The sequence below is a fragment of the Stutzerimonas stutzeri genome (assembly GCF_000935215.1).
GTDB lineage: Bacteria > Pseudomonadota > Gammaproteobacteria > Pseudomonadales > Pseudomonadaceae > Stutzerimonas.
In genome coordinates this window covers 1-11,687 of record NZ_JXXD01000234.1, presented here as the reverse complement: position 1 = coordinate 11,687, position 11,687 = coordinate 1, and the positions used below count along the sequence as shown (strand labels likewise).

Here is an 11,687-nt window from a genome sequence, read left to right as displayed (position 1 = left end):
ACAAGAAGCTGGCGAGAAATATCGGGAATCAAGTAAGCCACGAAGCCCAACGAGCATAGACTAAAAAAAAGCCCGCGATGCGGGCTTTTTGTTTACCTCTGTGCGGGTATATGTGTAAACCATTTATAGAAGCTACGTCCGGCATATATAGCACAGACAAGCGCGATAAGGTCAGGAAGCCACGAAGACCTGACACCGAAAACTGCATCAAACAGTCCGATGCCAAAGATGAGGGCAACGAGGACCATGAAGGTAAACAAGAATGCGAGAACGACCCCTAGTGCCTGATACCAGACCGCTTCACGGACGTCAGGCGAACTCCCATCCCACCTTTCGGATAGGCAGAACGGGCAGCAGCTCGATACGGGGCGACCACCTCCAAGCCACCATCCCCAGCCGCCGTAGAAGCCGCGACTAAAGATTGTCTTGGGCACCATCATCTTTCCGCAGCACTGGCACTTCACTGAATCATGGCTCGGCATAGCCACCTCTTTCCACTTCAACCTTGTCATGACTACATCATCGCTCGGTATCGCAGGAACCCAAATGCTCATCGGATATCGCGCCCATAATCGCCATAGCTCTCCCTGGTAGGGAGCCCAACGAAGACGCCAGGCATTGCCTGGTCCGATAGCTCATTGCAGCCTGACTGTGAGCAATCAAGCCCTTATCTTGTTAGCACCAATGGCAGGTGCTCGCCTTTCGCCTATCTTGGATTTTGATCTGACGGCAGGAGGAGCATTCGACAACGCTAACCTCCTGAGAGCGATAACCCGACGCAAGAAGCCAGCATTCAGATGCGTCGAGAGTATCGGCCTCAGAGAAATTCAGGTACGACCAGATCAGGCGGTACTCATTGAGCGCGAGCGAAAAGGCCAGCGCATTGATACGAGTCTCGGGGTTCTTGGCCAGCAGCAGGTAGATGCTCATGAAGAGCAGAGCGTGGCGAGGCATTCTCTCGATACTGCTCGAATGACTGCCGATTCGACCGCCTCCCTTCGGGCCAACACGATTCTCACGGCGCAACTTACGATGAAGGCTGTTAACGCGCTCAGGCAAGCCAACGTGGGCGGTAACGAGTTTGGGGGTCACACCATCCTTCAGCAGCCTTTCTGCGACGACATCACCACTGGTTAGCTCCGCGTTCCAATCCCGCACGCGGCCCATACGCTTACCTCCATTAGCGCGCTGGTGCTTCAGCTCGCCGAGGATAATGCGCAGGCAATCACTCAACTGTGCCTCAGGGTTGTCCGGCATCAGCTCTAGGGAAGCGAGGTCGCACCGAAGGCCAACCTTGAAGCCTCCTTTCTGAATCATCATGAGCCGTCGCAGAAAAGGTTCATGCCGGAAACGGTCGAAGCCTTCATTGTCGAACCCGATGCTGATCAGTGGGTTCGTCTTGTTAGTGATCGCGAAATTGATGGTTTCAGTGACCATGGTCAACCGGATGCATGTGCGCTCAAAAAGGTCATCATCCAGCCCTCCACGCCCAACATCCAACCTGTCATAGGAGATCCTAAAGAGAGAGATCGGAAGCCGGTCCAAAGCCTCCAGTTTTCTCCGGTTGAGCAGGTGCAGCCACATCACATCCCTTGAACTGATCCGCTGTTCCTGGAGCACATCCGGGAAGCCCTGTGGACCTGCCAGGATCATGCGGCGCATTGTCATCTGAATCAGCGCACTGTTGAGTGAGTACATTCCTTAGCTCCCCGATTTCTCTAAAGCTTGAAGTGAGCGCCAGATCATCAGGACATTCCTGGCGTATGCACGAGCGTCTGCTTCACGTTCTGGATTCATTGTGTGGTACCCACCGATGCCTAGCTCGATGTCGTTTCGCTTAACAGAAAGAGACTCGCAAAGGATCTGGGCAGCCACCGCGATATTCGTTTCTGGATCAAGCAGCATCTCAGGCGACTTTACGCGCGCACCGTTCCACCGAAGATTAATCTGCATCATGCCGACATCTGTAAGCGGATCTTCCTGAATGTAGAGCTGTAGAAGCCGTGCGGCTTCGGCCTGACTATCTGGATATTTTGAACCGCTGATTGCATTGCGTAATGCGAACGGATGGGGAGTAATTAACCCCCTCCCTGCCGGATGCCGTGACTCCTGAATCGCGAGCGAGTACAAGAGTAGTGGTGGTGCTTTGCAAGAACTCGCATTGGAAACCCGTTCCCAGACAGTTCCCTTCAAAGTGAACGCCCATACTGTAGGGCTTGCGAGTGCCACAATCAGAAGAAGTGGCATTAGCAAAATTCTATGCGGAGCCATTTGCTGTTCTCGTGATCCAATCTGGTGCTCGTTTAGCTGGCGCAACGGGGGCTACGCCATCAGTTACTTCCGCACACGTTTCAGCTGCAATGGACGGCTCGGAAATGTGACCTTTTAACGGAGCGGATGCTTCACTTCGAGCTAATTGCATTGCGGCCAAAGCGAGAAGCCGTTTCCCTCGCAACTCTGGTTTTAACGACTCCAAATGCGCGAGCAGTTCCGAATATTGCTCGCCAACCCTCACCTGAAAACGCATAGCAGACCTCATTTATCTTCTGAAAGGCGTCTCAAGACATGGCGATAATGTAGAAGCCGTTCGCGTTGCTTTTGACACTATTGGCAGGCTTAATTACCAGAGATTCGGGAAACTCAGAGCGAGCATATTCTTCGTAAATCGAGGCGCCACCGCCTCCCAAAATCACGCAGTCGATTGCGCGACCACGAAGAAAACGAAGAGATTGTTTGATTTCACCTAACACCGCAGGAATAACACGATCAGCTGCGCGCTTTAAATAAACGTCCAACTCAACCTTGCGGCCGAACATCAGGATGTAAGACCGGCCGGACTGTAGCGCATGCTCGATCTTTTCAACACCCGGAATGCCACCCTGTTCCAAGCCAATCTCTTCGTTGCAAGCCTGAAGTAGAACGCTCATTGCTTTAACGCTACTAGAGCTTGACTGCGCAACCAGTTCACGATGATCGAACAGAACCCAATCCACACTGAAGAATCCGGGATCAAGAACGAGCGAGACAGACTCCTCGACAACATCTGCGCTATCTGACGTGCAATAAATATCGGTAAGGGTGCCGATTGGCTGTGCAACAACTACGACGGATTTAACAGTGACTTCGCGTTTTGTACTGATTCGGTGAGTACCCGTCATTGTTTCAACGAGGGCTTTAACATAGCTCTCATCCCGTGCTTGAGTGACCGGCAATCCAGTTACAAGCACATCGATTACATCTCCACTTCCTGCTGCATGTAGCAGAGATGCTTTAAACAGGGCCTGATAGGCCTCCGAGCTTGTGTAATCCTCGTGAAGCTCCCGACCTTCCTGGACCCTTCCAGGGGCAGCGAATGCAACCCATGGCTCGCCATTTACATCAACCAGGACCTCGCCGGCCCGCAGACCTGAATCACCGGGGATAGAGGCCAGCGGTGCAGCCTGGGACGGCCTTACGAAGGATTCCGGTTGCCCTACGCCGTCACCGAAGGTGCCAATTGTGTTGCTGTAACCGATATCCAGGCCCAAGAAGGTACTCATGACTCTCTCCAGAGGTAGTGCCCGCTATGCGTTGGGGCGAAGTTATGTGCTTGGCGATGCCGTAGCGGAGCCTTAATGGCAACAGGGTCGCTAATTTGTCGCCTGCGAAGGGTCGTAGCGACAGATCGTTGCCAGCATGGCTGCCGATTGGCCACGGAGAGAGATTATCGAGACTTAAAACCCGTCTGTGCGGGCTAAAGGTACAAGAATCTTGTAGGTTTAGCCCGCCTAACCGCTCAGTGGTCTGCCATGCTTCCGAAAATTTTACGGTACCTGGCATGAGTCCCAAGAAGCTGCGCATCGATCACCCGCTGGATGAGCAATATCAGGCCCTATACGACATGGCTTTGAGCGTCGCCGAAGCCTATCTGGCCCACGCCAACTCACTGATTGAGCAGATCCACGACCGCAAGCTGCATACCCACATGCTCATCTCCGTTCGCATCAAGACTCCCGGCTGCTGGACCGCAACCTGGGCCAAGAAGGTGATGGTCAAGGACACAAAGATGTCAGGTGTCGCTGTTCAGAAACTGCGAGCAAAGTCGAAGGCAGTGGCCGGAGAGGTCCTAACGGTAGATCTGCCCAAGGGGGAAGGTTTTTCCTATAAGGCGAGCACCTTCAATTCGCTGCCACGGGAGCTTCGCGAGGTCGCTCTGCTTTACGAAAGGTTGCTGGCGGATCTGCGCAAAGCCGGTCAGGAGAACAGATCCCTGCGGCGGTCTTTGGACTATCACGCCGCCAGGACAAACAAGATACTCGGCCAGTGCAATGCCTCCCTCGATGCATCCAGGTTGCTACGCAATGCGATTTATTCCGATGCACCGCCTCAGAGCCTACCTGAGTAGCCTTAGAACGGGCCGAACCCAGTAACCATGCGGGTTTGAGCCCCGTTCTAAGCTTCCCGGCGAGTGTTAGAACGGGTTGTTTAGAACGCTGCGGCGCGAAGCTTAGAACGCGACGGGATTTTCACGAAGCTTAGAACGGGCTAAACCCAGCAACCATGCGGGTTTGAGCCCCGTTCTAAGGTTCCCGGCGAGTGTTAGAACGGGTTGTTTAGAACGCTGCGACGCGAAGCTTAGAACGCGACGCGGTTTTCACGAAGCTTAGAACGGGCGAAACCCAGCAACCATGCGGGTTTGAGCCCCGTTCTAAGCTTCGCGTTCTAACATTCGCCCGTTCTAAACAACGAAAAAAAAGGGGACCTCGTTCCGTATAAATCTAATACGAGATGAGATTTTTGAAAAAAGTTGGGGTTCTGTGTCGCGTAGCGGATGTAGCCGATGCCAGGGAGGCAGTGGGCAGTTGGGACTGCCGCGAGAGGTGTGAAGATGGTAGCACCGGGAGCGACTGAGGCGGGTGTTTTCTGATGGTGCTGGAGCTATTGGTGGGGAGCGTTTTCGCTCTGGCGGCAGGTGTCGGGGTAGCGGTCGGTACCAGGAAGATCTGGTGCGATCTGCTGGCCGAACTGAGAGGCGACATCGCCAAGGTGCGAGCGCTGCATGCCCGCCTGCTTGGTGATCATCCAGGGGGCAACGATGGGAGTTGAGATTTCGCTGCTGCCGAGCTTCGGACTTTGGACCGATTCGCTCCATGGGTTTGTGCTGGCAGCTGGCATGGTGCTGACGCCGCTCACGGGTGTCGTCGTGTTGGCCCGCGTGTATCGGTATGCGCTGACGGCTTTGGTGTGGCTGCTAGGAAAGTGAGGGAGGCCGATTGGAATTCAAAGAGATAAGGGCTGGCGAGTTCTGGCCACCGATCCTTCCGAACGGGAGGTTCTTCGCTCAGGCGCCTGAGTCAGGGGTGGTACAGCAGATCCTGGAGGTAACTGACACCGGGCTGGAGTGTGGGGGTGTGAGCTTTAACTGGGGGGACATTACCGGCTTCGCAATCCAAGGAGATCAGGCAGTGCTGCTCAGCCAGAAATACCCCTCTGGCGGTTTGAAGTTCATGGTTGGAACCTGCCATTACATTGGCAGCGGGTTATCGCCTCAGCAGTACGTCAACGGCTACCCGGTCGAGTATTGCCTGATGAATCGAGTGACGTTCGAGCAGCAGCGGCTTTAACACTGTGTCGCGTAGCGGATATGCACGCTGTATGCGGGACATGGAAGGACAGTACATATTTTCTTGGGGATGCGGTGATGAATGAAGTGAGCACCAACGAGCGGAGCAAGCAGCTATCCGAGATGCGAAAGTATCTGTGGGAGATTAATGATTCCACCACGAACGGTCCACGCGAAGAGGCCATACGTTCCAAAGCATCAATCGTCGTCGGTGGAATTTATATCCTAGTGCTTTTCCTTGTGATCACTCTGAACGTCGAGCAATGGGGACTCCCCTCATGGGTGAACGGCATTAAACTATTGATATTGTTCTGTTATATATTGGCTGGGATCTATCTATCGAATTTCACTGCGCCTATAGAAAACTGGTGCGTTAAAACATGCAACAGTAAGGGATGGTTCCAAGGCCCAACATGGGGCGACCTTCTGCGCAATGCCTTTAATCGCTATCAACCGCTGAATCGTGAAGATCACGAAGCACTAAGAGCTGACAGCAATAATGGCCGTCTCTCCGCAGGACGCATCAGGGAGTGGTTGGACCAAGAGCAAGCGGCGGTAATAGCAGCGCAAGTAAATGATGCTCGTAATGCCAGTTCTGAAGTCCAGCTATTCGATTCGAAGGCCTGATGAAGATGATCGAGGGCAGCAGAAACCAAAAGAAAATGAATCTCTCAAGTTTTGAGCTACCTGCAAATAGTGACCGCTTCTGGCAGCAACTGTCTCAACTGGAGGGCGATTACCCGGCTGGTGCGAACCTGGTCGAAGCTATGTTCTGCTTTCAGCGCTGCTCCAAGCTGATTCCGCTCGTTGTTCGCTCAATCAACACAGTGCTTGCAGTTCATTCAGGATGCATGGGCCTAACTCGCAAGGACCGATGCGGCGAGTTCCTGCTTGCGTGTCGCGAAGCGTATGTGAGCATGATCGAGCAATTGCGAATTGCGAGCGATGTAGAGCGCGAGACGGTTTTACTTCTGCTCGAAGGACGGCCCGGAATCCGTGCGGAATATTTCCGCTCGACACGTAACGCAGGTCCTGCAGAGCTGGCAGATATGGTTTTTGGCCTTGAGGAACTTCGTAATCGGCATGGCTGATGCGGGCTTGGGATATCTCACAACCGCGCTTCACTGATCGCGCGTACTTAGATTGCGAACATGTGTCGCGAAGCGGAGGTTGTAGAGATGTCGAGCGAACTCGATCCAGAGAAGCGCAAACGCGCCCTGGACAAGATCAAGAAGTGTTTTGCGCTGGCCAAGTCGAGCAATGCGCACGAAGCTGATGCGGCAATGCGCCAAGCGCAAAAGCTGATGGACAAGTTCAAGTTTGAGCTTGGCGATGTACATGCATCTCGGGCAGAAGAATTCACCCTGAAAGTGGGCAAGGGCAAGAGCATGCCGGCGCGCTGGGTGCGAATGCTCGCGGCGACAGTGGCGAAGGCCTTTGGCTGCATCAATCTGTACGGTTACGGTCGATCCGGGCAGACACTGACCTTCATCGGTGATACCGGCACGGCCGAGATGGCGGCTTACGCCTACGAAGTGCTGGCTCGACAGCTGACCGATTCACGCAGGAATTATCTTTCTGGATTGCAGTTCGCGAGCCCATCGAACAAGCGCCGCGCCGGTGACCTGTACGCCGAGTCGTGGATCACCTCGGTAGCACGCCGGGTAGAGGAGTTCGCCGGAGTGTCCGAGGAGGTGGAGCGGGCGATCAGTGCCTACATGAGCAAACACCACCCGGATGTTCCGGTGGGCAAGATGAAGCGCCGCAAAGTGAGCCCGCAGGAGTACGGGGCCTACCAGCAGGGACTTGAGGACGGAGCCGGGGTTTCGCTGCACACCCCGATGGGACATGACCAGATGGCCCAGATCGCACAACAGGCCAACGGAGGTTGAAATGAAACGGCTGAGATTTACGAACGCGCTCGTCGTGCCGCTGCTACTTGCGGGCGCTTTGAGCGGATGCAGCAGGGCGACGCTGCCGGATGCATACGCTGCCGATGATGACTACCTGGATATCAGGATCGATCACCGGCAATGGGCAGCGGCTCCCACGCCTGCACTGGCAAACATCATCGTGTGCGAAGGCCAGATCCGCTTTCACAACACCCTGCAGCCCGAGCCAGTGTGCGAGGCGAGCAGCAAGGGAGCAGGGCAGGTGAACTACGCGCCGGCTCGGTTCGTGCAGCTGACAGACTGGCTGGAGCAGAACGGCTACGGCCCGGCGAGCTTCATCCACATCGACGACGATCATGCCCTCTGGGTGAGCGTGCTGAAGGGCGAGGCACAAGACCTGAATGACGCCGATTACGAAGAGTTCTTCGGCCACAAGCCGGGCTATGAGTTTTCGGGTACCGGCCCTCTGACATCTGGCGCGATTCGTCCCGTGCGCTGATGGCGTCTTCATGGACCCCAGAAAAGTCCCGCCTTGAGCGGGATTTTTTCTGCCAGCGGTTTATCCACGGAAAGCGTGGGCAACCTTGTGGATAACCTCAGGCAGGCGAGCAGATACCGAGGCGGCAGGGCGTGCTCAAGAAATGATCAGCCGGTTGGCTTGACTGACGACCAACGTCAGGAGATATTTTCTGCTGGCACTCCGGGTAGGTGCCGGCCGTCCACACGGGCAAAGCGGAAGCACTACCGACTTCACAGCAGACAACTACCGGCACCTTCGCAGGGTGCTCTTCAGTGGACACCGAGCAATCCCTTGGAGGTTTCCGTATGCAAATGCACACCCCCCTTCTTGACCTTGAGCGCGCCAAGAAGCTCGCCAAGCAGGCCAAGCACTCACACCCTGATCTGACCCATGCCCAGCGTCTGGACGTGACCGCACGAGAGCACTTTGCCGTGCGCCACTACCATGAGCTGCGCAAGCGTGCATCTGATGCGGTGGCTGCGCTGTGCGCAGGGTCTGGCAGTGGCACCGTCACCTGTTCGTTATGCGGACTTCAGTTCGCGCCGGATCTGGCAGAAGACCGGATCACCCACGAGAAAAGGCACCTGGCATTCGAGGAGGCGCTTGTGGCCCTTGGCCGATTGCCTGCTGCGTACAACGAGCGTGAGCAAGCCAAGCGTGACGGCCGGCAGATGATCGACGACGCAAAGTCGGCTGAGGAAGAGTTGGCCGGCGTGGAACGGCTGCTACAGGGCTGGTTTGATCGATCTCTGTCGGCAGCAATCGGCGGCGGGTACTGGAAGCGTCACCCCGCGTTCGGCGAGTACGCCGCAATGGTGCACCACCTGGTCCGGCCCCACCTGAACCTGGCCAAGGAGCTGTTCCTGGCCAAGTACGGCGACAAGCCAGGTCACATCGAGCAGGGTCAAAGCTACTGGTACCCACCGACTCGCTGATTGGCTTGGGTGTTCCGGTATTCCTGTGATAATGGGCTCGAAACTGCCCTGTCACAGGAATCCCCAATGAGCCGAGACACCTACGAAGCGAACATCGCCTTCATCGAGCAGACCGTAAAGCGCCTGGAGCGCAACGAGGTCAGCATTGACGAGCTGGAGTCACTAGCTCAGGAGTTCGCTAAGGCCCGTGCATTCTGCGCAGACCGCCTGTCGCGCATCGAGCAAGTCGTGCAGGCAACACTGGGTACCGAAGGGGAGCGGGGCATTGAGCGTGGCTGATGAGGCTGAGGGCCACCTGAGCCTGAGTGCCTACCTGACCCAGATCCAGAAGGCGTTTCGCGCTGCGATGCCCGACAGCTGCTGGGTGGTCGCCGAGCTGAGCGACTTCAAGCGTCGCCCCAATGGGCATTGCTACATGGATATCCTCGAATCGCGAGACGGTACCGAGGTGGCCAAGGCACGGTGCACGATGTTCGCCAATGTCGCCGGCAAGGTGCTGCAGCAATGGCAAGAGGCGACCGGGGGCTTGCCGCAGGCGGGCATGAACGTACTGCTCAAAGTCAGGGCGGATTTCTCCCCTCAGTTTGGCTTCAGCCTCATGGTGACCGGCATTGACCCCAGCTACACCCTGGGCGACATGCAGGCAAAACTGCAGAAGATAATTTCCTCCCTACGTGAGCGGGGCTGGCTGGATCTGCAGCGCGGGCTACCGGCGCCGAGTGGATATTGGCGCGTGGCGGTTGTAGCGCCGCACGAGGCTGCGGGGCTGGCCGACTTCAAGCGCGACGCCGAGCAGTTGGCCGGCGCCGGCGTGTGTCAGTTCGAATATTTCGCAGCGACCTTCCAGGGCAAGGATTGCTCCGAGAGCATTCGCGATGCGCTGCGGCAGGTTCACGAGCGTCACCAGGCTCAGGGCTTCGATGCGGTCGCACTCATACGCGGCGGCGGGGCGAAGAGCGATCTGGCCTGGCTCAACGATGCGAACCTCGCGGCGTGGGTATGCCGGCTGCCGGTGCCCGTGTTCACCGGCATCGGTCACGAGGTGGACGAATGCGTGCTCGATCTGGTTGCGCACCGGCGTTTCGACACACCGTCCAAGGTGATCGGGTTCATCAAGACGGCGCTCATGTCCGAGGCATCGGCGGCGCGGGCGCGGGCAGAGCAGGCGAACGCCCTGATTCAGCGGCTTGTGGCGGGGCAGGGGCCGTACCTGGATCGTGCATGGGGCTACTTCAGCCGGCGTGTGGTTGAGCGGCTTCATGCCGAGCACCGAAACCTGCTGGACCGTCAGTCGCGATTTGACAGCGGCCGAGCCCGGCTCATTACCCAGCAGCAGGCCGAGCAGCAGGCTGCGCAGGATCGCTTTTCACGCTTGACCCTTGGTCTGATCGCCAGTGAGCGACAGAAGGCCCTTCTGGGCGCTTCCAGGGCCTCCGCTCAGTCGCTCGCCCTGATCGCACGGGAAAATGCTCGTTTGGCGCTGGCGGGTACCCTCTACGACAAGACCAACCCGCTCGCACTGCTGAGCCGGGGATTTGCCCTGATCCGTTCCCCTGGTGGGGAAATCGTTACCAGTGCACAGCAGGCACGGGCAGCCGGCCGGCTGGATCTGGCCTTTGCAGATGGCCACCTGAGCGCAACAGTCACTGAATCAACCAATGGAGCACAGACGACATGAACCCTTTGACCAAGCTCTTTCTCAGTGCCGGCCTGATGCCCCTTTTGCCTATTGTCGGATTGGTGACCCTATCCGAGGTACCGCCCTACTTGCTGGAATTTTGTGTCGGCGTTGCGGTGACGGGTTTCTTGCTTGCCGGGCTGAGCGCGCTAAACGAATGGCTGACCCGCAAGGCGAAAGCTAAGCCTGTCCGTGTAGAGATCCGCCCCAACGTGGTGGCGGTCGATGGGATAGAGCTGCACATCCCGTTCTCCGGCGAAGCACATCTCTTCAAGAACCGGGAGAGCATGCAGCTGATGGTCAATGAAGTCGGTGACCACCTGATCAACCGTCAGCGCAGTTACTTTCAACTGAGGCTATCGGCGAATGTGCTTGTTCTGCCGCAGCCCCTTCTCCTGAGCGAAATTGAGGCAGACGCGCTGGCCGATCTGCTGAACGCCGAGTTCGTCGAGCCAACGGTTCGGGCGTCGCGCGGCGCGGTGTCGGCTGCGCCTGCAGACATGGCACTCACCGGCGCCAACGGGTAGAAGCACCCGCATCAGTCTGCAGGGTGCCAGCCAGGCGATGCCTTACTGCCCCGGCGCAGTAAGCCGCATGGCATAGGTCTTGGCCACCTCGGCATCCACCTCGGCATTGAACGCTACCGCCATCTCGTGAAGCTCCTCGTCCGACTCACCGTGGGTGATGGGCTTCCAGCCGGCCCGCAGCGTCGCCAGCACGTTGCGGCCCTCGCTCCAGTATGAAGCTTGGAAGAACGCCGCCTTATCGCCAGACGGCGGCAGGTAGGCGATGGCCTGCTTTTCGCCAACAGCCGTTTGGTAGGTCTTGGTGCCAAGAGCAATAGGGCCTACGTCTGTGACTTGCCAGCCGAGGGGGGAGAGGCTGGCGCGAAGCTTTGCCTGCGTGGTGAGGTACTTTTCGGAAAGAATCATGGGTGGCCTGCTTGAGAGGTTCGGTTAGGTCGCACCCATACTTCCACGCCCTCCCGAAATCCCCAGCGCAAGGCCGTGCGGCTCTATCGGCTCGCCGTCTAAACCTGCCAGATCCTTGCAACATTGGC

Annotated in this window: 15 protein-coding genes; 11 read left to right on the top strand and 4 right to left on the bottom strand. The window is 57.0% G+C overall.

Features of this window, described 5'->3' with window-relative positions; genetic code table 11:
• Positions 1–675 precede the first annotated feature (675 nt).
• The 3 genes from LO50_RS19965 to LO50_RS19955 form a co-directional block, all read right to left on the bottom strand.
• Positions 676–1,698, bottom strand: a complete 1,023-nt coding sequence (locus LO50_RS19965; protein ID WP_019406838.1) for a hypothetical protein — start codon at positions 1,696–1,698, stop codon at positions 676–678.
• A gap of 3 nt (positions 1,699–1,701) precedes the next feature.
• Positions 1,702–2,247, bottom strand: a complete 546-nt coding sequence (locus LO50_RS24315) for a transglycosylase SLT domain-containing protein (RefSeq protein WP_037002714.1) — start codon at positions 2,245–2,247, stop codon at positions 1,702–1,704.
• A 311-nt stretch (positions 2,248–2,558) separates the two neighbouring features.
• Positions 2,559–3,539 (bottom strand): ParM/StbA family protein, encoded by a 981-nt coding sequence (locus LO50_RS19955; protein WP_044316135.1) that lies wholly within the window; start codon positions 3,537–3,539, stop codon positions 2,559–2,561.
• Positions 3,540–3,817: 278 nt separating this feature from the next.
• On the opposite strand from LO50_RS19955, the gene mobI reads away from it, so the two are divergent.
• The 11 genes from mobI (at position 3,818) to LO50_RS19900 (ending at position 11,154) form a co-directional block, all read left to right on the top strand.
• Positions 3,818–4,384 (top strand): conjugative transfer protein MobI(A/C), encoded by a 567-nt coding sequence (gene mobI / locus LO50_RS19950; RefSeq protein ID WP_044316134.1) that lies wholly within the window; start codon positions 3,818–3,820, stop codon positions 4,382–4,384.
• Between the two features lie 654 nt (positions 4,385–5,038).
• On the top strand, positions 5,039–5,242 hold the full coding sequence (locus LO50_RS19945; protein ID WP_044316133.1) for a hypothetical protein: 204 nt from the start codon (positions 5,039–5,041) through the stop codon (positions 5,240–5,242).
• 10 nt (positions 5,243–5,252) lie between these two features.
• Positions 5,253–5,603: a hypothetical protein gene (locus tag LO50_RS19940; protein WP_019406843.1), complete on the top strand. Its 351-nt coding sequence runs from the start codon at positions 5,253–5,255 to the stop codon at positions 5,601–5,603.
• 77 nt (positions 5,604–5,680) lie between these two features.
• Positions 5,681–6,229, top strand: a complete 549-nt coding sequence (locus LO50_RS19935) for a hypothetical protein (RefSeq protein WP_044316132.1) — start codon at positions 5,681–5,683, stop codon at positions 6,227–6,229.
• Positions 6,229–6,693: a hypothetical protein gene (locus tag LO50_RS19930; RefSeq protein ID WP_019406844.1), complete on the top strand. Its 465-nt coding sequence runs from the start codon at positions 6,229–6,231 to the stop codon at positions 6,691–6,693. Before LO50_RS19935 ends, LO50_RS19930 begins: the two co-directional genes overlap by 1 nt.
• Positions 6,694–6,780: 87 nt before the next feature.
• Positions 6,781–7,494, top strand: coding sequence for a DUF2786 domain-containing protein (locus LO50_RS19925; protein WP_044316131.1), 714 nt, complete (start codon positions 6,781–6,783; stop codon positions 7,492–7,494).
• Position 7,495: 1 nt separating this feature from the next.
• Positions 7,496–7,993, top strand: coding sequence for a hypothetical protein (locus tag LO50_RS19920; protein WP_044316130.1), 498 nt, complete (start codon positions 7,496–7,498; stop codon positions 7,991–7,993).
• Between the two features lie 326 nt (positions 7,994–8,319).
• Positions 8,320–8,949, top strand: a complete 630-nt coding sequence (locus LO50_RS19915; RefSeq protein ID WP_044316129.1) for a hypothetical protein — start codon at positions 8,320–8,322, stop codon at positions 8,947–8,949.
• A 66-nt stretch (positions 8,950–9,015) separates the two neighbouring features.
• A complete protein-coding gene (locus LO50_RS19910) occupies positions 9,016–9,228 on the top strand; it encodes an exodeoxyribonuclease VII small subunit (RefSeq protein ID WP_019406848.1) in 213 nt (70 codons plus the stop codon).
• Positions 9,221–10,627, top strand: coding sequence for an exodeoxyribonuclease VII large subunit (gene xseA, locus LO50_RS19905; RefSeq protein WP_269078980.1), 1,407 nt, complete (start codon positions 9,221–9,223; stop codon positions 10,625–10,627). The genes LO50_RS19910 and xseA overlap by 8 nt, the downstream gene beginning before the upstream one ends.
• On the top strand, positions 10,624–11,154 hold the full coding sequence (locus LO50_RS19900; RefSeq protein ID WP_044316127.1) for a hypothetical protein: 531 nt from the start codon (positions 10,624–10,626) through the stop codon (positions 11,152–11,154). Before xseA ends, LO50_RS19900 begins: the two co-directional genes overlap by 4 nt.
• A 42-nt stretch (positions 11,155–11,196) precedes the next feature.
• Here LO50_RS19900 and LO50_RS19895 read toward each other — a convergent pair whose 3' ends face one another.
• Complete coding sequence (locus tag LO50_RS19895) at positions 11,197–11,559, bottom strand: hypothetical protein (RefSeq protein WP_052816834.1); 363 nt, start codon at positions 11,557–11,559, stop codon at positions 11,197–11,199.
• Positions 11,560–11,687 lie beyond the last annotated feature (128 nt).